The organism is Comamonas sp. E6, assembly GCF_001010305.1.
Taxonomy (GTDB): domain Bacteria; phylum Pseudomonadota; class Gammaproteobacteria; order Burkholderiales; family Burkholderiaceae_C; genus Comamonas; species Comamonas thiooxydans.
Genome location: NZ_BBXH01000011.1, coordinates 12,492 through 31,472, shown reverse-complemented (window position 1 = coordinate 31,472; position 18,981 = coordinate 12,492). Strand labels below are relative to the sequence as shown.

Annotated in this window: 18 protein-coding genes; 10 read left to right on the top strand and 8 right to left on the bottom strand. The window is 62.5% G+C overall.

The window, feature by feature from the left end; all coding sequences use genetic code 11:
* Positions 1-8 precede the first annotated feature (8 nt).
* A complete protein-coding gene (locus CSE6_RS09940; protein WP_059440435.1) occupies positions 9-812 on the bottom strand; it encodes an ABC transporter permease in 804 nt (267 codons plus the stop codon).
* Positions 813-869: 57 nt separating this feature from the next.
* On the bottom strand, positions 870-1,343 hold the full coding sequence (locus CSE6_RS09935; RefSeq protein ID WP_034381187.1) for a Cd(II)/Pb(II)-responsive transcriptional regulator: 474 nt from the start codon (positions 1,341-1,343) through the stop codon (positions 870-872).
* Positions 1,344-1,382: 39 nt separating this feature from the next.
* On the opposite strand from CSE6_RS09935, the gene CSE6_RS09930 reads away from it, so the two are divergent.
* From CSE6_RS09930 to CSE6_RS09895, 8 genes are all read left to right on the top strand, one after another.
* Complete coding sequence (locus CSE6_RS09930) at positions 1,383-3,530, top strand: cation-translocating P-type ATPase (protein ID WP_193751114.1); 2,148 nt, start codon at positions 1,383-1,385, stop codon at positions 3,528-3,530.
* 104 nt (positions 3,531-3,634) lie between these two features.
* Positions 3,635-4,096, top strand: coding sequence for a hypothetical protein (locus CSE6_RS09925; protein ID WP_059440434.1), 462 nt, complete (start codon positions 3,635-3,637; stop codon positions 4,094-4,096).
* A 115-nt stretch (positions 4,097-4,211) separates the two neighbouring features.
* Positions 4,212-4,571, top strand: a complete 360-nt coding sequence (locus CSE6_RS09920) for a hypothetical protein (RefSeq protein WP_034359233.1) — start codon at positions 4,212-4,214, stop codon at positions 4,569-4,571.
* Positions 4,568-6,013 (top strand): TolC family protein, encoded by a 1,446-nt coding sequence (locus tag CSE6_RS09915; RefSeq protein ID WP_059440433.1) that lies wholly within the window; start codon positions 4,568-4,570, stop codon positions 6,011-6,013. Before CSE6_RS09920 ends, CSE6_RS09915 begins: the two co-directional genes overlap by 4 nt.
* 1 nt (position 6,014) lies before the next feature.
* Entirely contained in the window at positions 6,015-7,421 is a 1,407-nt protein-coding gene (locus CSE6_RS09910) for a multicopper oxidase family protein (protein ID WP_034395536.1), read from the top strand.
* Positions 7,422-7,436: 15 nt separating this feature from the next.
* A complete protein-coding gene (locus CSE6_RS09905; RefSeq protein WP_034395533.1) occupies positions 7,437-7,919 on the top strand; it encodes a plastocyanin/azurin family copper-binding protein in 483 nt (160 codons plus the stop codon).
* Between the two features lie 19 nt (positions 7,920-7,938).
* A complete protein-coding gene (locus CSE6_RS09900) occupies positions 7,939-8,427 on the top strand; it encodes a DUF411 domain-containing protein (protein ID WP_059440432.1) in 489 nt (162 codons plus the stop codon).
* Positions 8,428-8,450: 23 nt separating this feature from the next.
* Complete coding sequence (locus tag CSE6_RS09895) at positions 8,451-8,819, top strand: copper-binding protein (RefSeq protein ID WP_059440526.1); 369 nt, start codon at positions 8,451-8,453, stop codon at positions 8,817-8,819.
* Between the two features lie 57 nt (positions 8,820-8,876).
* Here the strand turns inward: CSE6_RS09895 and CSE6_RS09890 are convergent, their stop codons facing one another.
* Together CSE6_RS09890 and CSE6_RS09885 are read right to left on the bottom strand one after the other, a co-directional pair.
* A complete protein-coding gene (locus CSE6_RS09890) occupies positions 8,877-9,386 on the bottom strand; it encodes an ankyrin repeat domain-containing protein (protein WP_059440431.1) in 510 nt (169 codons plus the stop codon).
* A gap of 1 nt (position 9,387) precedes the next feature.
* Positions 9,388-10,365, bottom strand: coding sequence for an SMI1/KNR4 family protein (locus CSE6_RS09885; RefSeq protein WP_059440430.1), 978 nt, complete (start codon positions 10,363-10,365; stop codon positions 9,388-9,390).
* A gap of 65 nt (positions 10,366-10,430) precedes the next feature.
* Here CSE6_RS09885 and CSE6_RS09880 point away from each other — a divergent pair, with 65 nt between their 5' ends.
* Positions 10,431-11,627, top strand: a complete 1,197-nt coding sequence (locus CSE6_RS09880) for a leucine-rich repeat-containing protein kinase family protein (RefSeq protein WP_059440429.1) — start codon at positions 10,431-10,433, stop codon at positions 11,625-11,627.
* Positions 11,628-11,630: 3 nt separating this feature from the next.
* On the opposite strand, the gene CSE6_RS09875 is transcribed toward CSE6_RS09880, so the two are convergent.
* Entirely contained in the window at positions 11,631-12,473 is an 843-nt protein-coding gene (locus CSE6_RS09875; protein WP_059440525.1) for a MetQ/NlpA family ABC transporter substrate-binding protein, read from the bottom strand.
* Positions 12,474-12,680: 207 nt separating this feature from the next.
* The gene (locus tag CSE6_RS09870) at positions 12,681-13,517 is read right to left on the bottom strand and encodes a MetQ/NlpA family ABC transporter substrate-binding protein (RefSeq protein WP_034359209.1); all 837 of its coding nucleotides are present in this window, start codon (positions 13,515-13,517) and stop codon (positions 12,681-12,683) included.
* 162 nt (positions 13,518-13,679) lie between these two features.
* Between CSE6_RS09870 and CSE6_RS09865 the strand changes: the two genes are divergently transcribed.
* Positions 13,680-14,717 (top strand): P1 family peptidase, encoded by a 1,038-nt coding sequence (locus CSE6_RS09865; RefSeq protein WP_059440428.1) that lies wholly within the window; start codon positions 13,680-13,682, stop codon positions 14,715-14,717.
* Here the strand turns inward: CSE6_RS09865 and CSE6_RS09860 are convergent.
* Positions 14,714-17,017, bottom strand: coding sequence for a DUF1631 family protein (locus CSE6_RS09860; RefSeq protein WP_059440427.1), 2,304 nt, complete (start codon positions 17,015-17,017; stop codon positions 14,714-14,716). The two genes, CSE6_RS09865 and CSE6_RS09860, sit on opposite strands and share 4 nt — an antisense overlap.
* A 48-nt stretch (positions 17,018-17,065) precedes the next feature.
* Positions 17,066-18,727, bottom strand: a complete 1,662-nt coding sequence (ettA, locus tag CSE6_RS09855; RefSeq protein WP_003063408.1) for an energy-dependent translational throttle protein EttA — start codon at positions 18,725-18,727, stop codon at positions 17,066-17,068.
* Positions 18,728-18,981: the final 254 nt, after the last annotated feature.

Below are 18,981 nucleotides of genomic sequence, written 5' to 3'. Positions count from 1 at the left end.
CATCCTTTTCAGTAATAGTTGCCCATGAGCGAGATCACCTCGATCAGGAGCAACACGGCAAACATGCGTGCAAAGCCACCCAGCTCCGCCCCGCCCTGCCGGTGCCGTGCAACCGGCGTGTACATGGCAGAGGCCAGCGGCATGACGGCCACCGTGAGGCTGAAAAACCAGGTCTTGAGCACGAACACCAGCGTCAGCGACGGTGTGAAAATCTGACCAAAGATGCGTGTGTACGCACCAAACCCGGCCAGGCTGAAGCCGTAGACGCTCAGATACACGGTGACCAAGGCCACGATGCAGCTGAGTGCGGCCAGTGTGATGGCGGCAAACACGCCCGCCGCCGCACGCGGCACCAGCGCCGCACGGACAGGGTCAATGCCTTGCGTCTTCCACTTCGCGGGCTGGCCCTGCATACGCATCTGCACCACCTGCACGCCGGCTGGAATGGTGCAGCGCATGGCCACAAACAGTGCGGCCGTCAGCGGTATCAGCTCGATCACCATCACCCGCACCACCAGATCCAGTGCATAGCGCGACAGGCCGTAACTTTGTGCGGTGACAATGACGATGCGCGCAATCACCGCACACAGCAGGGCCGCCAGCGCGGTAAAGCCTGTGAGTATGGGGGCGGTCTGCGCAAACATCTGCTGGGCCAGCATGGCCCGCCCGCGCTTCTGGTAGCTCGACGGCGAGCTGACCAGCACCAGCAGCACGGCTGTCAGATAAATGCTGCGCCACCACGCCAGGGCCTGCGCGCCCAGCGCGGCCCAGATCCGCCCCGGCAGCTTGATGGTGGTTTCACTCCAGCTCATGCAGGAATGATAGCGTCCACTTCAGGGTACGGGCGCAGCCGCCACGGTTGCCGCCTGTCAGACATGGCGCTTTGCCGCAGCACTGCCCTGCAAGCCTTCGGGCAAGGGCTCATCGGCCTGGGCATGCAAGGCCTCGATGATGTGACAAAAGCTGTCCGAGCCGTCGCACTGACTGCGCAGTTGCATCAGCTCATGCTCCAGAGCCTGCAGCTCGGCCAGTCGCTCGCGCACATGGCCCAGATGGGCGTCCAGGGTTTTGTTGGCAGCCACGCAATCGGCCTTGCGCGCACCATCGAGCGCCAGCAGTGTTCGCACTTCGTCCAGCGACATATCCATGGCCCGGCACAGCCGAATAAAGCGCAGCCTGTGAACATCGCCATCGGTGTAGAGACGGTACTGGTTGTCCTCGCGCATGCCAGGCGAGAGCAGTTGCTCCTTCTCGTAGTAACGGATATTGGCCGCGGCGATGCCGGAACGCTTCGCTGCCTCGCCAATGCGCCAGCGCGGAATATCGTGCGAATTGAGGGACATGCTTGACCTTGAAGTGACTTTATTGTTTTCAATACTGCCATGAAGCAAGAAAGCCTGTCCACCCACGCCCATGGCGGCGGCCACAATGGTCATTCACATGATCACGATCATGCACATCCGCATGAACATGTGCCAGCCACTTCGAAACCTATTGCCGCCACAGCCACATCGGCCTGCGGAACCGGCTGCTGTGCACCGTTTTCCATCAACGAGCCAGCCAAGAGCCAGGCTCACGATGAGGGTGACGGTCATGACCATGCTCACGACCATGGTGTGCTGCCCGGCTGGCCGCGCATCTACGCCGCTCTGGCGGCGGCTCTGGCGGCCGAGGCCTGCCACTGGTTTGGCGGCGACGACGCCAACTCGACGCTTCAATATCTGGGCATGGCACTGGCCGTGCTGGGTATCGCGTTGTCGGGTCTGGGGGTCTACAAGGCCGGCCTCAAGGATCTGCTGCGCTTCAAGCTCGGAATTCATGCACTGATGGCGGTGGCCGTCACCGGCGCCTTCATCATCGGCCAGTGGCCCGAAGCCGCCATGGTCATGGCCCTTTATGCGGCGGCCGAGCGCATCGAAGACCAGGCCATGGACAAGGCCCGCCTGGCCATCCGCAATCTGCTGCAACTGGCGCCAGAGACCGCCGATGTGCTGCAGCCCGACGGCAGCACTGTGCGCATGGCCGCCAACGAGGTGCCCCTGGGTGCCGTGCTGCGCGTGACGCCCGGCGCTCGCGTGCCGCTGGACGGTCTGGTCACCGAAGGTGAAAGCTCGGTCAACCAGGCTCCCATCACGGGCGAGAGCGCGCTGGCGCACAAAGGCCCAGGCGACGAACTGTATGCAGGCTCCATCAACCAGGACGGCGAGTTGCACTTGCGTGTAACCGCGCCGGCCAGCGACAGCCTGATTGCGCGCATCGTCCATGCCGTGGAGCAGGCGCAGTCCTCCAAGGCTCCCACCCAGCGCTTTGTCGACCGCTTTGCCGAGATCTACACCCCCATCGTGCTGGTGCTGGCGATTGCCCTGGGCCTGCTCGCGCCCTGGCTGCTGGACTGGAGCTGGCATCAGGCCGCTTACCAGGCCCTGGCCCTGCTGGTCATCGCCTGCCCCTGCGCCCTGGTGCTGTCCACCCCCGTCACCGTGGTCAGCGCGCTCACGGCTGCTGCCAAGCGCGGTATTCTCATCAAGGGAGGCAGCGCACTGGAATCGGCCCGCCAGCTCAAAGCCATCGCACTCGACAAGACCGGCACGCTGACCACGGGCTCACCCAAGCTGGTGGACTGGCAGGGCTGGAATGCTGCGAGCAGCGATGAAGCCGCAGCCCGCGCCTATGCTCTGGCATCGCGCTCCGACCACCCGGTCTCGCGCGCGATTGCCCAAGGGCTGGAGGAGCAGACAGGCAAGGAGCTTGCCGAAGCTCAGGCCTCGGCTCAGCAATTGCAGGCCCTGCCCGGCCGCGGCGTGCAAGCCCAGATCGACGGTGAACGCTGGACGCTGGCCAATCTGCGCTGGGTGGGCGAGCAAGGCTGGGACAGTGCCGAACTCAAGGCCGCGCTGATGCTGCAGGAGCAACAGGGCCGTACGGTCACCCTGCTGGCCAATGAACAGGGCGTGCAGGCGCTGTTTGCCGTGGCCGACCCGCTGCGCCCGCAGGCCAAGGCGGCCGTGGCCCAGTTGCAATCGCTTGGCGTCAAACCCATTGTGCTCAGCGGCGACAACAGCGCCACCGTGCGCACGGTGGCCGCAGAAGCGGGCATCAGCGATGCGCGCGGCAATATGCTGCCCGAGGACAAGCTCAAGACCCTGAGCGAGCTGCAGCGCGACATCGGCCCAACGGCCATGACCGGCGACGGCATCAACGACGCGCCGGCGCTGGCCCAGGCCGATATAGGCTTTGCCATGGGCGGCATGCATGCCACCGACATGGCCATGGAGACTGCCGATGTGGTGCTCATGAACGACGACCTGCGCCGTATCCCCGAGGTGGTCGATCTCTCGCAGCGCGCTCACAGCGTGCTGTGGCAGAACATCAGCCTGGCCCTGGGCATCAAGCTGGCCTTCTTCGTTCTGGCCGTCAGCGGCAATGCCAGCATGTGGCTGGCCGTGCTGGCCGATATGGGCGTGAGCCTGCTGGTGGTCGCCAATGGCCTGCGCCTGCGCCATTGGGGGAACAGGCCTGAAAACACATAAAATTCGACCTTAGCCCTTGACGGGAAAGCGCAAGCAGCTATCTAATTTACGATTTACTGCACCGGGCGGGGAACTAAACCCCGCCCTTCGCTATCATTCAGCCCATGCGTCGCTTTTTCTCCTTGTTCCTGGTTTTGCTGCTGGCCCTGCGCGGCCTGGCAGGCGATGCCATGGCCATGGAGCAGAACACCGACCAGTCCCATCACATGGGACATGCGTTTGTGCAGACGCAGAGCCTGGACGAAGTGGCCGCCATGGCAGCCGCTGTGCACCACGCGCATGCAAGCCTCGCAGCCGACGCACAGCCGCATCACGACATGGCCGCGTCCCACAAGGCAGGCCCTGCAGGGACCGTCAACTGCAGCGCCAATGCCGCCGACAGCGACTGCCACCAGCATGAAGGCCATTGCACGGCCTGCGGCATCTGCCACTCGACGCTGGCCAACCCCGAGTGGCTGACGCTTCACTCCAGCCTCCCCCTGGCCGCCCAACCGACCCATGGTGCAGCGCGCTTTGCCAGCGCAGCGCCTGCCGACCTCGTCAAACCACCGATTTCTGCGCTCTGACGCCCTAGGTGCGTCCGCATTTTGATGGCAGCCATCGTGCTTGCTGTCTAGGTTTGAGCCGTCAAACGCTCAAGGCTGCGGACCTTCTCCCGGTTTTAGACGACAGGAATCCTCTATGCGCCACGCGCATCCTCTTTCTTTGACAGCCATGGCTTTGCTCATGACCGGCGTCAGCCCGCCAGTCCTGGCCCAGACGCCTGCGTCGACTCTCCCGGTGGCCCAATCCCCAGCCAACGGCAACCGCGTTTTCGATCCCGATGCTCCCACGCTGGCGCTGCAGCACCAGCCACTTGCCGCCAGCGCGGCCATCGTCGCCCAGCCCGGTGACTGGAAGGCCGCCAATGCCGCGGTGAGCGAGTTCCCGCGCGGCCATGGCGATGTGCTCAGGTGGGAGAAATCCCAGGGCAATGCCTCCGGCCCAGCCCCGGACAGCGGTGCTTCCGCACATCAGCACCATCACGGAGGCCAGCCATGAAGCGCCTTGCATTCAAAGCCACGCCTTTGCTCGCCGCAATGTCACTCACACTTATGCTGGCCGGCTGCGCCAGCATCTCGCCCGACGGACTTCGCGGCGACGTGGCCAGACATACCGAAGGCAGGCTGCCCGCGGGTGCACAGCTGCCGTCGCCGGACGCCCAGGCCCTGCAGGATGCGCAGACCCAGATTGCCGACTGGCTCAAAGCCCCTGTCGATGCCGACACCGCCGTGCGCATCGCCCTGCTCAACAACCCTGGTCTGCAGGCCCAGCTGGCTGCGCTCGGCATTGCCGACGCGCAGCGCGTGCAAGTGCTGACCCTGCCCAACCCCAGCTTTACCTTCGGCCGCTTTCGCAACGGCCACGAGCGCGAGATCGAGCGCCAACTCAGCTTTGGGCTGGTGCAGCTCATCACCCTGCCCTGGCGCAGCCGCTGGCAGGGCTGGCAGATGGAACAGGCCACGCTGACGGCCGCCCAGCAGGTGCTGCTGCTGGCCTCCGACACACGCCGCGCATGGCTGCGCGCCGTGGCAGCCGAGCAAGCCCTGGCCGCCAACGAGCGCATGCACGAGGCAGCGGCCCTGGGCGGCGAGCTGGCCCGCCGCATGGCCCAGGTCGGCAACTTCAGCAAGATGGACCAGGCCAGAGAGCTGGCCCAGCAGCAGCAGGCCGCCGCCCAGCTGGCACGCGCGCGTCTGAACGCCCAGCTGGAACGCGAGCAGCTGGCCCGCCGCATGGGCCTGTGGGGCGAGCAGTTGGCCTACAAGCTGCCCGAGCAACTGCCCGCCTTGCCCAAAGCCACCGAGCTGCGCGGCGGCGATGACGCCGAAGCCACCGCCTTGCGCCAGCGGCTGGATCTGGGCGCTCTGCGCCGCGACCTTGATGTGACCGCCGGCCGCCAGGGCTGGGCCACGATTGGCACCATCTTTGGTGATATCGGCGCCAGCTACAGCAACAACACCAGTACTGAACGCGCCACCGGCCACAGCGACAAGACGCAAGGCTGGGAGTTCGACGTGCCGCTGCCGCTGTTTGACTGGGGCTTTGCCGCGCGCGGCATGGCACGCAACCAGGTTCTGCGCAGCGCATCGCTGCTGCGCGACAACGCCATACGCGCACGCAGCGAAGCCCGCAGCAACTGGCTGGCCTATCGCACGGCTTACGACCTGGCCCAGCAGCAGCAGGCCGAGGTTCTGCCCTTGGCCAAGCTGATGCAGGAAGAAACCGTCTACCGCTACAACGGCATGTTCATGAGTGTGTGGCAACTGCTGGCCCAGGCCCGCAGCACCACGCAAGCGGTGGTGACCGCCACCGAGGCACAGCGCGACTTCTGGCTGGCCGAGACCGATCTGCGCCTGGCCCTGACAGGCACATCGCCAGGAACCACCCCCACCGTCAACACCAGCGCAGCGCCCGCTGCACAAGCCGCAGCAGGTCACTGATATGCAACGCCGATCCTTTTTCACTGGCGCTGCCACTGCAGTGGCAGCCGCCACAACCTCAATGGCCGTCAGCCGGGTTGCCATGGCGGCCCTGCCCGAACCCGTCATGCAAGGCAGCGCCGACACGGCTGCGCCTTTGATGCCGCCCAACGGTCGCCCCTACCAACCCGTGGTCACGCTCAACGGCTGGACCACGCCCTGGCGCATGAATGCGGGCGTCAAGGAGTTCCACCTCGTGGCCGAGCCCGTGGTGCGCGAGGTGGCGCCCGGATTTTTCGTCAATATGTGGGGCTACAACGGCCAGTCGCCGGGCCCCACGATCGAAGTGGTGGAAGGCGACAAGGTGCGCATCTTCGTCACCAACCGCCTGCCCGAGAGCACCACCATCCACTGGCATGGCCAGCGTCTGCCCAATGGCATGGACGGTGTGGGCGGTCTGAACCAGCCCCACATCCCGCCGGGCAAGACCTTCGTCTATGAGTTCGAGGCGCGCCGCCCCGGCACCTTCATGTACCACCCGCATTCGGACGAGATGGTGCAGATGGCCATGGGCATGATGGGCTTGTGGATCACCCACCCCAAGACAGCCCACCCGCTGATCGACAAGGTGCAGCGCGACTATGCCTTCCTGCTCAGCGCCTATGCAGTCGAGCCCGGCACCATGACACCGCGCATCAACGAGATGACGGATTTCAATATCTGGACCTTCAACAGCCGCGCCTTCCCCGCCATCAGCCCACTGGTGGCTCGTCAGGGCGACAAGGTGCGCATCCGCGTGGGCAATCTGACCATGACCAACCACCCCATCCATATCCACGGCCATGAGTTCGAGGTCACGGGCACCGATGGCGGCCCCGTTCCAAAGTCCGCCCGCTGGCCCGAGGTGACGACGGATGTGGCCGTGGGCCAGATGCGCCAGGTGGAATTCATTGCCGACGAACCCGGCGACTGGGCTTTCCACTGCCACAAGAGCCACCACACCATGGGCGCCATGGGCCACGACGTGCCCACCATGATCGGCGTGGACCACCGCGGCCTGGTGGGCAAGATCCAGAAGATCGTGCCCGACTACATGCTGATGGGCGAGCGCGGCATGGGCGATATGGGCGCCATGGAAATGCCTCTGCCCGACAACACCTTCCCCATGATGACCGGTCAGGGCCCTTACGGCCCCATCGAAATGGGCGGGATGTTCACCAGCTTCAAGGTGCGCAAAAACCTGGGGGCCAACGACTATGGCGATCCTGGCTGGTACCAGCAGCCCAAGGGCACCCGGGCCTATGAATGGCAGGGCGCACCTTTCGATGCCAAGGCCCCCCGCCAAAGCACACCCGGCACCGCTCCCGGTGCCGCCACCGTACGCAAACCCGAAGCCGGCCCCGCCACGGGGGCTCACACCCAGCACTGATGCCAGGAGAATCCCATGAAGACTATTCATTTCATAGCCGCCTGCGCTTTGGCAGCAAGCGTCAGTGCAAGTTTTGCGCATGGAAACAACGCCCATGCCAGCGGTCCCGTAGTCAAGGAGCAAAAGCCCTGGGGCATTGCTGCCGAGACCAGGGAGGCCCAGCGCACCATCACCATCGAGATGACGGACGACATGCGCTTCAGCCCCAGTCATTTCAGCGTGAAAAAGGGCGAAACCCTGCGCCTGCGCGTGGTCAACAAAGGCCTTCTCATGCACGAGATGGTGCTGGGCACCCGGGCATCGCTCGATGAGCACGCGCAGATGATGCTCAAGTACCCCGGCATGGAACATGCCGAACCCTATATGGCCCATGTGGCCACAGGCCAGACCGAAGACATGGTGTGGAGCTTCAACCGCGCAGGCGAATTCGACTTCGCCTGCCTGATCGCCGGCCATTACCAGGCCGGCATGACGGGGCGTTTCACCGTCACCGAATAACGCAAGAAAGGAATTCCCGATGACAAGCACCAACCGCCGCCACGTCCTGCATCTGCTGGCCGCCGCTGCCGGCATGGCTGCGCTGCCAGCAATGGCAGCCACTCCTGCCAAGATTGCCATGGAGGTCTGGAAAGACCCGAACTGCGGCTGCTGCAAGGACTGGATTGCCCTGATGGAGCAGGCTGGCTTCGCCGTCAAGGTGCATGACGTGGGCAACAGCGCCGTACGCGCCAAATTGGGCCTGCCTACCCGCCTGGGTTCCTGCCATACAGCCCTGGTGGGCGGTTATCTGGTCGAAGGCCATGTGCCTGCCGCCGATGTGCACAAGCTGCTGAAGCAAAAACCCAAGGCGCTGGGCATCGCCGTACCGGGCATGCCCATCGGCAGTCCCGGCATGGACGGCCCCGAGTACGGCGGCCGCAAAGACCCCTACGACGTGCTGCTGGTCACCAAGAACCTCATGAACAGCGATGTCAGCACCTCCGTTTTCACCAGCTATCGCGGCTGACCCCCTCAATTCAGGAGAACATGATGAGAAACCTCTTTCACACCACTTTGGCAGCGCTGAGCCTCGGCATTGCACTGGCAGCCCCCGCTATCGCACAGGATCACTCGGCGCACGCAGGCCATGGGGCGATGGCCGATGCTTCGGCAGCCGCACCGGCTGGCCAGACCGATGTGCTGACCGCCGGTGAAATCACCCGTGTGGATGCCCGCACAGGCAAGCTGACGATTCGCCATGAAGAAATCAAGAACCTGGACATGCCTCCCATGACCATGGTGTTTGCGCTGTCAGGCTCTGCACAGTCGGCCTCTTTCAAGGCCGGCGACAAGGTACTGTTCCATGCCGAGGACAAGGATGGATCGCTGATCATCACCCGTATCCAGCCAGCGTCCTGATGCAATCTCGCCGTTAAAGCGATGACGATGCCATGCAAACATGACATCGTCATCCCGTCACCGCCCCGTGGGCGGTACGGCCGCATGGCCTGCCACACGCTCCAGCAGATCCCCGGGCACATCACGACCGCTGCACACCAGCAGATCAAAGGCATTGCGACCCTGGGCGTCTCTTCGCTGGAGGTCGACCCCGGCCGACCAGAACCAGCGTACGGCCTCCCACGCACCATGGTCCACGGCAATCAGATACGGGGTTCGGCCTTTGTCATCCCCTGTCTTGTCGAGATCGGCCCCCGCTTGCCGCAGCGCTTGCAGCATCTCTGTGCGCCCGTTGAAGGCCGCCCAGGCGGTGGCGGTCATACCGGTTGCCAGGCTCACCTGATCCAGCGGACTGCCTTGCTCCACCAGCCATTGGGCCGCAGCATCGTTGCCGCAATTGAGGGCTGTGATCAGCGCATTGAGGCCTGTGCTCTTTTGCACATAGGCGATATCGTCACCGTCCTTCAGGCGCAGCTCCAGCGCAGCGATATCGCCTTTTTCAGCGGCCTTGAGCAGTTTCATTGTCATCTCAGTACATCCATTTCCTGATCTGCGCCCGCCCAAAGCGCTTTGCCAGCAGCAATTCGGCCTGCTCATCGCCATCATCCCGCCCCTGGGCCACGGCGTGACTGCGGCATAGCGACATCAAGGCCAGCGCACCCAGATAGTCACCCACATCGTCGAACATGCGGGTCAGCAAGGGGTTGCTGTCATGGTCCAGATACCAGACAGAGCCATCGCGACGGTCAAAGCACCATAGATTGCCATTGCCCAGGTAGTCCCCGAACACCACCAGCTCGCTCAACTGCGCCTTCAAGGCCAGCGCCTGTTGCGGCGCACTCATCTCCACAATATCGGCGATGCCCGGAAACACGACTTGCACCGAACCGATGGCATCCATGTCTATATCCGGCGCCATGAGATCAAAGCGCGGACTCAGCAAGCGCTCGGCCCAGTCCAGCACACCGAGCTGCAAAAGATAGTCACGCAAGGACTCGGGCAGATTGCAACCCAGGCGCCATTCGCACAGGCGCAGCTCGGCCCGGCTGAATGGCCTGGCTTGGGCGGGCTCTTCATCCATCCAGGCATGAGCCTGCAGGCCTTGATACCAGTGGGCCAGCCGCTGATCGAGCGAAGCATCGGCGGGCAGCCAATACGGCTCGGGCAGGTCGGCCTCATCCCACACATCATGGTTTTCTACAAAGCGCTGGCTGCGCCCGAACTCGGCCTGCAGAAAACAAGACCATGCCACCGCGTCCGAGGGTGAAGGCCAGTGCATCTGAGCGAGCATCGCCACCGGCATCCACGGCACATAGCCCATGCGCGACACCTCATTCGCATAGCGCACCACAAAGCGCAAGGCAGGCTGAGCCAGCAGACCAGCTGGCGGGGACTGATGTGGCGCATCGAGTTGGGCAGCGGCATCGGCAGGCAGATCCACCCAGTCGCTCAGCGTCAGTTCGGGCAATGCCTGCACCAGCGCAGGCAGGTCTTTGAAGATTTTCATGCAGGCATTCCGTGCATTGTGTGTTTTAGGTGCATGGGGTGCGTAGGGCTTAGACTGCGCCTCCTATGTTGACGCTAGAGCAGTTTCACTCCGGGCTGGCCAATGGTTCACTGGCCCGCGCACACCATATCAGGCTCTGCGATGGGCTGACCGAGTTCCCCGCCGCGCTGTATCAGCTGGCCGATACGCTGGAGATCCTCGATCTGTCGGGTAACCGGCTCAGTACCCTGCCCGATGATCTGACGCGCTTTGCGCAGCTGCGCATTCTGTTTGCCTCAAACAATCCGTTCAGCGAACTGCCCCGCGTGCTGGGCCGCATGCCGCAACTCGAAATGGTAGGTTTCAAGGCCTGCCGCATCACACATGTGCCCGAGGACAGCCTGCCGGCGCGCCTGCGCTGGCTGATTCTCACGGACAACCATGTGCACCAGTTGCCCGAATCCATCGGCCAATGCACGCGTCTGCAAAAGCTCATGCTGTCGTGCAACCAGCTGAGGCAGTTGCCCCAGAGCCTGGAGCATTGCCAGACGCTGGAATTGCTGCGCATTGCAAGCAACCGTTTCGAAGATGCTCCTGAAGTCATCTTCCGGCTGCCTCGCCTGGCATGGCTGGCGTTGGCAGGTAACCCAATGACTCAAAAACAGGAGCTGGATACGATTTCAGGGCATGGGATTGAGCCCATTTTCTATCAAAATCTGCAAATCACCGGCAAGCTGGGCGAAGGCGCCAGCGGCCATATCTACCGCGCCAGCCTCAACGGGCAGGATCTGGCACTCAAGGTTTTCAAGGCCGCCCAGACCAGCGACGGCACGCCGCAATCCGAACTGGCGGCAGGCATTGCGGCAGGACAGCACCCTCATCTGCTGACGCCGCTGGCGCAGGTTCTGGGCGCTCCTGACGGACAAATGGCCACGGCCCTGCTGGATTCAGCCATGCACCCGCTGGCCGGGCCGCCCAGCTTCGACAGCTGCACACGAGATGTCTATGACCCCGAACTTCGCCTGCAAGCCGACCAGGCCCAGCAGCTGCTGCAAGGCATACGTTCTGCCATCACCCATCTGCACGGCCGTGGTCTGCTCCATGGAGATCTGTATGCCCACAATATCCTGTGCAATCTGCAGACCGGGCAGGCCGTGCTCAGCGACTTTGGCGCCGCCGCGCTTTTGCAAGGCCTGCCCGAAACGCAGCAAGCGCAGCTGCAGCAGATCGAGCTGCGTGCGCTGCGCCACCTGGAAAACGAGGTTCAGGCTCTTGTCGGCTGAGTCTTATTGCAAGAATGCGGGCTTGGCATAACCCGCAAACTTGCTGTCCACCACGCCCTTGAACTCGGCGGACTTGTAAGCTGCAGCCAGATCCTTGGCCCATTGCGCATCCTTGTCCTTGGTCTTGACGGCCACGATGTTCAGATAATGCTCGGGCGTTTTTTCCAGCAGCACCGAGTCCGACAGCTTCAGGCCCGATGAAATCGCAAAGTTGCCGTTGATGATGGCGTACTGTGCATCATCAAGCGCGCGCGGCAGATGAGCCGCATCCAGGGGCACGAGCTTGATCTTCTTGGGATTGGAGGCCAGATCCAGCTCGGACACGCGCAGCGGGCTCACGCCTTCCTTGAGCCTGACCAGCCCCGCCTGCTGCAGCAGCAGAATGCCCCGAGCCAGATTGCTGGCGTCGTTGGGCAGGGCAATGCGATCCCCCTCCTTCAGGTCGGCCAGGCTTTTGCGCTGCTTGCTGTAGACGCCCATGGGCGCGATCGGCCCCTGTATCAGGGCCGTCAGATCCAGCTTGCGGTCACCTTTGAATTGATTGAAATACACCTCGTGCTGGAAGAAATTGGCATCCAGCGAACCGTCGGCCAAAGCCAGGTTGGGCTGCACATAGTCGTTGAACTCCACCAGACGCACCTTGTAGCCCTTTTTCTGCAGAATGGGGACGATGCCGTATTGCAGCTGATCAATGTTGGAGCCTGCCGTGCCGCCAATCACCAATTGCTTTTTGCCCGCGTCCTGGGCCGCAGCCGGCAGGGTGCCCATAGCCAGAGCGGCTCCCGCCAGCAGGGTGGTGGCCAGAAGACTGCGGCGGCGGTGCGCTACGGAAAAAAGAGTGGTCATGCTTTGCTCCTCGTTGATGTACTGTGTTTTGATATCAAAGGTCTGACTCTGCATCCATGCAGAGGCCTTTGCAGTATCCAGACAGGGAGAGCAAATTCCAACCAATAAAAACCCATGCTCTTATTTGCTTTTCATCTAAAACCAGCAAATCCACGGGCATGAAAAAAGGGCCGCATCGCGGCCCTTGGCGTCTTCAGTCCAACCCCATCACTTCAGGAAAGCAGGCTTGGAGTAGCCGGGGAACTGGCTGTCCACCACGGCCTTGAACTCTGGCGAGCGGTAGGCAGCGGAAAGATCCTTGGCCCACTGGCTGTTTTCGTTGCCGGTCTTCACGGCCACCACGTTCAGGTACAGATCGGGAGTCTTTTCCAACACCACGGCCTCGCTCAGCTTCAGGCCCGAGGAAACGGCAAAGTTGCCATTGACCACCACATAGTCGGCGTCTTCCAGCACACGCGGCAACTGGGCTGCCTCCAGCGCCACAAACTTGAGCTTGTGGGGATTAGCGGCCAGATCCAGCTCGGAGATACGGGCCGGGTTCACCCCTTCCTTGACCTTGACGAGGCCTGCCTGCTGCAACACCAGCAATGCACGCGCCAGGTTGCTGGGGTCATTGGGCAGAGCCACCTTGGCGCCACTCTTGATATCGGCCAGAGACTTGTGCTTTTTGCTGTACACACCCATGGGTGCCACCGGGCCCTGGGCAATCGCAGTCAGCGCCAGCTTGCGATCCGTGGTGAACTGATCGAAATAGGCACGGTGCTGGAAGAAATTGGCATCCAGCGAGCCATCGGACAGCGCCAGATTGGGCTGCACATAGTCGTTGAACTCGATCAGCTTGATCTGGTAGCCCTTTTTCTGCAGCTGGGGCACTATGCCTTTTTGCAGCAGGTCGTAATTGGAGCCGGCGGTGGCGCCAATCAGCAGGTTCTTTTTGGCCGGGTCCTGTGCCAGAGCAGGTACACCGGCAGTCGCCAGCAATGCTACTGCGGCAGTGGCCAGAACGGCACGGCGGCTGGCAGCAAAAGAAAAATGGGCGGGCATGGATCTCTCCTGGAATTGGATACACGTGGGCAGCACGGCTCTCATTTGTTTACCGAGCTGCAACAATGTGAGCAAGTATGACCCCTACACGGGCAAACCCTAAAGAATAAAAAACCATCTGTTTATCCATAAAAATATATAAGAAATACAAGGAGTACTGGCATGAGCGCTTTTTCAACTATTGAGGATCTGCTCGCGCACGAAGGCCATATCGGCCGTGTGCAGGGCATTTCCGTGGGCCATTTCAGCGACTCGCACCGCCCCACGGGCTGCACCGTCGTGCTGTGCCCCCAGGGTGCCGTGGGCGGTGTAGATGTGCGCGGCGCAGCCCCTGGCACGCGCGAGACCGATTTGCTGCACCCCAGCAATCTGGTGCAGGAGGTCCACGGCATCATGCTGGCCGGCGGCAGTGCCTGGGGGCTGGACGCAGCCACAGGGGCCGTGCGCTGGCTGGAAGAGCAAGGTGCCGGCCTGAATATCGGCGTGGGCCGGATTCCGCTGGTGCCGGCAGCCGTGTTGTTTGACGTAATGATGGGCGATATGCGCATACGCCCCGATGCTGCGGCCGGCTATGCCGCCTGCCGGAATGCGGGGCAGGACTCCGGCACCGGGCGACCCGCCGAGGGCAGCGTAGGCGCTGGCGCTGGCGCCGTGGTGGGCAAGGTCTTCGGCCACGAGCGCGCCATGAAGGGCGGCATAGGCACGGCCAGCTTTACTGTCGATGGCGTCACCGTAGGAGCCATCATTGCCTGCAATGCGCTGGGCGATGTATTCAACCCCTTCAACGGTGAGTTGCTGGCCGGGGCACGCACGGCAGACGGCCTGCAATTGCACGGCACCCGCGATGCCTTGCTGGCGGGCGAAGAGCCCAGGCCGATTCTGGCCGGCAGCAACACCACGATAGGCGTCGTAGCGACCGACGCCGCTATCACCAAAGCCCAGGCCCACCGCCTGGCCGTGGTAGCCCATGATGGCCTGGCACGTGCCATCAACCCCGTGCACACCATGAGCGATGGCGACAGCCTGTTTGCCCTGGGCACGGGCCGCAGCGGAAAATCGCCGGGAATGATGACGCTGAGCACCTTGGCGGCCGAAGCCGTGGCCATAGCCACCGCACGCGCCGTCTTGCTGGCTCAATCGGTACAGATCGAAGGCCAGACGACACTACCCAGCCACCGGGATTTACGCGCAAGAAGCTAGGCCATCGCCTCAAGTCGCCGCAACTGCCCCTGTGTCAACAATTTATCGCGCATGCGGCGCGTCATGGACTGGGTGCTTCCGTCTTCGGCGGTAAACAGAAACAGGCTTTGCTGCGGGCTGACCCAGGTGAGCTTGGTGCGCAGCTGCTGGCGCTCGTTGCACAGCTCCACCCAGGTGCCCAAAGGCCATTCGGCAACATCAGCAGGCTTGCTCTGCCCCATGGATGCATGCGTCGGCATGGGAGCAGAAACAACTGCTTCAGTCTCGTCCAATGGAGCACTGACTATCTTTTGCGGCGCTGTGGTCTTGAAGACAGGTCCTGAGGAATGGGTTGCAGCCTGAACCTGCGCCTCTCGCATCACGGCCACTGATGGCGGATCCTCGACTCTGTCGGTCAGTACCGGCAAGGTGATATCCAGTCCTGCGCGCACGGTTTCTGAGGCGCCATCCAGCCCCGCCAGCACGCTGGGCAGTTCACCAAGTACATCCACCCTGGCAAATTCGTCGGAGCCGGACTGGCCCGCAGCCTCGGCCGCATCCAATACCCGCTGCTGAAGGCTTCCCAGCCGGGCCGCCAGTGCGGCGATTTCGACATCCGTGCGGCCCACGCTGCGCAAGCCTCGCGCCAGGCGGCGCTGCAACTTGGGCGCCATGGCCACCAGCCGCGTCACATCCTGAGCGGCCTGCGGCGACACGCTCCACAGCAGGCTGGGCACCAGCGCCAGATAGCCACCCGGGTCGCGCTCCTGCCCTGGTTCGGCCCGCAGCTGTGCCTGGGCAATCACACCGGCCCACGGGCCGGTCACAAAATCCAGAATATCTTCAGGCACACCCTTGGCACTGGGCAAGCTGCGAATCATCTGCGCCAGTTGCAGGGCATCGGGCTTGATCTGCTCGATGGCGCTCACAACTTGGCGATCGACCAGCCCCAGCGCCGAGCTCATCAGCCCTTGCCGCGTGGAATGCTCGACTTCGGTATGCTGGCTCAGCGCCGCAATGCGGCTCATACGACCTTCCGGCGGCCACTGCTCGCGCACAAATTGCAGCACTCGGGCAAATACATTGGCATTTGCCTGCCCTGCACTAGCCAACTGGTTCGCCGCAGCCTCTGCCACGGTGATGAAGTGGGCAAATCCCAGAGCAGATTCGCTGGCAAACCAGAGACTGCGAGCCGTCAGCTCGTCCAGCAACTGCCGTGCCGGGTGCAAGCGATCTTCAAAGAAAACACCGTCTTGCGCCACCAACTGGCTCAACATGGGTTCAAGCCGCAACAAGACCCGCTGCACCGGCGGCAGCAGGCGGCCGTCGCTGGTCATATGGCTCATCATTCGCTGCAGCGTGCGTATCTGAATCAGAGCACTGGGCGCCTGACTGGGCTGTGGTGCGCGCAATCCCCTCAGAGCACTGGGTACCCAGGGTTGTTGCGAAGTCTGCAGCGCATTGGCCGAATACGAAGTCCAGCCTGGCTCCAGCCCCGAATCTTGCACAGGCGCGATAGAGGCCGGCTCGGTCGCCGGCCAACCCGCCAGCATGGAGTCCGTCAGCGACTGGGGCACGGTGCAGCGCGAATCATCAATCCAGCGCAGATCTGAGGCCAACTCCTGCAACAGCCGCAAGGTCAACAGGCATTGAGGCCGGGTGTCACCGTCCGCGCCATAGCGAGCAGGCTGCACGCCATGCTGGCGCAGCAAATTGGCAGCACGGGAATATTCAGAAGCCAGAATCGAGCCCAGCTGCTGCGACATGAATTCATGCCAGCAATCGGCCACTTCCGTGGCGGGCTGAACAGCCGTCAACGACTGGCTCAAAGCGCGTACATAGTTCTCCAGCCGCAGCGGATTGCACTCTGGCCGAGCGGATTCAAGCCCCTGAGCGCCGCTCATCAACGCATCCAGATCGGCCAGCGCCAGCTCGACCTGGGGCTCGACCATCTGCACCAGCTTGTGCTCGGCCTTGAGCTGGCGGCTGGCCGACTCGGCCATGGCCGCCAATGGCAAAAGCCGGCCAGTGACAGTATCCAGCGTCTGTGCAGAAAAGGAAAAAGGTTGGCGCGCTGACAGTACCAGCGCCTCCAGCAAATTCTGCGGGAAGCTGCTGATCACCGAGGCCCGGTGCTGCTGCAGGTTATGCAGCGCAGCGCCGAGCACATCGCGCCTTACAGAGTGGGAACCCGTCGAAAGCGATTGCTCCAACGCATATTCGGTGCGCTGCAACAATCGCAGCGCGAATGCATCAGCGCCACGCACCACCTGGACAAGGCAGGTGCGCAGCACGGAAACGGATGCATGTGCGAGGCTCATAGCCCCTAAGAATACCCGCTCCAGCCGCTGCTGGAGACATTTTGATGCTTACTTCAACGCCTTGTAACGCATGCGCTTGGGCGCAGCACCTTCCTCACCCAGTCGTTTCTTCTTATCGGCTTCGTACTCCTGGTAGTTGCCATCAAAGAATACCCACTGGGAATCGCCTTCGGCGGCCAGGATATGCGTGGCAATACGGTCCAGGAACCAGCGGTCATGCGAGATGACCATCACGGTACCGGCATATTCCAGCAGCGCGTCTTCCAGCGCACGCAGGGTTTCCACGTCCAAGTCATTGGAGGGCTCGTCCAGCAGCAGCACGTTGCCGCCTTGAATCAGCGTCTTGGCCAGGTGCAGGCGACCGCGCTCGCCACCGGAGAGGTTGCCGACCTTCTTTTGCTGGTCTTGGCCGTTGAAGTTGAAGCGGCCCGCGTAAGCGCGCGACGCCATGGTGAACTTGCCCACGGTGATCATGTCCAAACCGCCGGAGATGTCTTCCCACACGGTCTTTTCGTTGGCCAGTTCATCACGGTGCTGGTCCACAAAGGCCATCTTCACGGTCTGGCCGATATCCACCGTACCTGAATCAGGCTGCTCCTTACCCGCTATCAGCTTGAACAGAGTCGACTTACCGGCACCATTCGGTCCGATGATGCCGACGATGGCACCAGCGGGAATGTTCATCGAAAGGTTGTCGATCAGCATGCGGTCGCCAAAGGACTTGGAGACATTGGTGAACTCGATGACCTTGGAGCCCAGACGCTCGGCCACAGGAATGAAAATTTCCTGTGTTTCATTGCGCTGCTGGTATTCGTAATCGCTCAGCTCTTCAAAGCGCGCAATACGGGCCTTGGACTTGGCCTGACGCCCCTTGGCGTTCTGGCGCACCCACTCCAGTTCCTTCTTCAGGGCCTTGGCACGGGCTTCTTCGCCCTTTTGCTCGGCTTCCAGGCGGTTGCCCTTCTGGATCAGCCAGTCGGAGTAGTTGCCCTTGTAGGGAATGCCGTGTCCACGGTCCAGTTCCAGAATCCATTCGGCCGCGTTGTCGAGGAAGTAGCGGTCGTGGGTAATGGCCACCACGGTGCCGCTGAAGCGGTGCAGGAACTGCTCCAGCCAGTCCACGGACTCGGCGTCCAAGTGGTTGGTCGGCTCGTCCAGCAGCAGCATGTCTGGCTTGGACAGCAGCAGCTTGCACAGGGCAACGCGGCGCTTTTCGCCACCGGAGAGCTGACCCACGATAGCGTCCCATGCCGGCAGGCGCAGTGCATCCGCAGCGATTTCCAGCTGATGCTCGGAGTCCGTTCCCGCAGCAGCGATGATGGCTTCCAGCTCACCTTGCTCGGCAGCCAGGGCATCAAAGTCCGCATCTTCTTCTGCGTAAGCTGCGTACACCTCTTCCAGACGGGCCTTGGCATTGTTCACCTCGGCCATGGCTTCTTCCACAGCCTGGCGCACGGTGTGTTCGGGATTGAGCTGAGGCTCCTGGGGCAGGTAGCCGATGGACAGGCCCTGCATGGGGATGGCTTCGCCTTCATACTCCTTGTCCACACCGGCCATGATCTTCAACAGCGAAGACTTGCCCGAGCCGTTCAGACCCAGCACGCCGATCTTGGCGCCGGGGAAGAAACTCAGGGAAATGCCTTTCAAGATCTGGCGCTTGGGCGGCACCGTCTTGGTCAGCTGATTCATCGAAAAAACGTATTGAGCCATGTCCGAATTGCTTTGAGTTACTTGGATTTATGCAAAAAAGTGTGCCGCTTTACACGGCAATCAAACCATGATTATCGGTGCATGCGACAATACCCCTCGCAACAGGCGTCCAGTTGCCTGCTGCAGCAGCACTTCAGCTGGGGACAAAGGAAGCGTTTCCAAGCTCCCAACACGCAAACTATATCTGCCTACAACTGGCCAGGCACCCCACGGGTGCCATGACAGGCTGATACCCCGCGCCCAGGATTGGCGCA

What these genes read in the sequence shown, in the direction of transcription:
- CSE6_RS09890 (WP_059440431.1), bottom strand. Translation starts at nt 9,386, where the DNA reads ATGACAATGAAACTGCTCAAGGCCGCTGAAAAAGGCGATATCGCTGCG.
- CSE6_RS09870 (WP_034359209.1), bottom strand. Translation starts at nt 13,517, where the DNA reads ATGCCCGCCCATTTTTCTTTTGCTGCCAGCCGCCGTGCCGTTCTGGCC.
- CSE6_RS09925 (WP_059440434.1), top strand. Translation starts at nt 3,635, where the DNA reads ATGCGTCGCTTTTTCTCCTTGTTCCTGGTTTTGCTGCTGGCCCTGCGC.
- CSE6_RS09895 (WP_059440526.1), top strand. Translation starts at nt 8,451, where the DNA reads ATGAGAAACCTCTTTCACACCACTTTGGCAGCGCTGAGCCTCGGCATT.
- CSE6_RS09860 (WP_059440427.1), bottom strand. Translation starts at nt 17,017, where the DNA reads ATGAGCCTCGCACATGCATCCGTTTCCGTGCTGCGCACCTGCCTTGTC.
- CSE6_RS09875 (WP_059440525.1), bottom strand. Translation starts at nt 12,473, where the DNA reads ATGACCACTCTTTTTTCCGTAGCGCACCGCCGCCGCAGTCTTCTGGCC.
- CSE6_RS09885 (WP_059440430.1), bottom strand. Translation starts at nt 10,365, where the DNA reads ATGAAAATCTTCAAAGACCTGCCTGCGCTGGTGCAGGCATTGCCCGAA.
- CSE6_RS09940 (WP_059440435.1), bottom strand. Translation starts at nt 812, where the DNA reads ATGAGCTGGAGTGAAACCACCATCAAGCTGCCGGGGCGGATCTGGGCC.
- ettA (WP_003063408.1), bottom strand. Translation starts at nt 18,727, where the DNA reads ATGGCTCAATACGTTTTTTCGATGAATCAGCTGACCAAGACGGTGCCG.
- CSE6_RS09910 (WP_034395536.1), top strand. Translation starts at nt 6,015, where the DNA reads ATGCAACGCCGATCCTTTTTCACTGGCGCTGCCACTGCAGTGGCAGCC.
- CSE6_RS09935 (WP_034381187.1), bottom strand. Translation starts at nt 1,343, where the DNA reads ATGTCCCTCAATTCGCACGATATTCCGCGCTGGCGCATTGGCGAGGCA.
- CSE6_RS09865 (WP_059440428.1), top strand. Translation starts at nt 13,680, where the DNA reads ATGAGCGCTTTTTCAACTATTGAGGATCTGCTCGCGCACGAAGGCCAT.
- CSE6_RS09905 (WP_034395533.1), top strand. Translation starts at nt 7,437, where the DNA reads ATGAAGACTATTCATTTCATAGCCGCCTGCGCTTTGGCAGCAAGCGTC.
- CSE6_RS09900 (WP_059440432.1), top strand. Translation starts at nt 7,939, where the DNA reads ATGACAAGCACCAACCGCCGCCACGTCCTGCATCTGCTGGCCGCCGCT.
- CSE6_RS09930 (WP_193751114.1), top strand. Translation starts at nt 1,383, where the DNA reads ATGAAGCAAGAAAGCCTGTCCACCCACGCCCATGGCGGCGGCCACAAT.
- CSE6_RS09915 (WP_059440433.1), top strand. Translation starts at nt 4,568, where the DNA reads ATGAAGCGCCTTGCATTCAAAGCCACGCCTTTGCTCGCCGCAATGTCA.
- CSE6_RS09920 (WP_034359233.1), top strand. Translation starts at nt 4,212, where the DNA reads ATGCGCCACGCGCATCCTCTTTCTTTGACAGCCATGGCTTTGCTCATG.
- CSE6_RS09880 (WP_059440429.1), top strand. Translation starts at nt 10,431, where the DNA reads ATGTTGACGCTAGAGCAGTTTCACTCCGGGCTGGCCAATGGTTCACTG.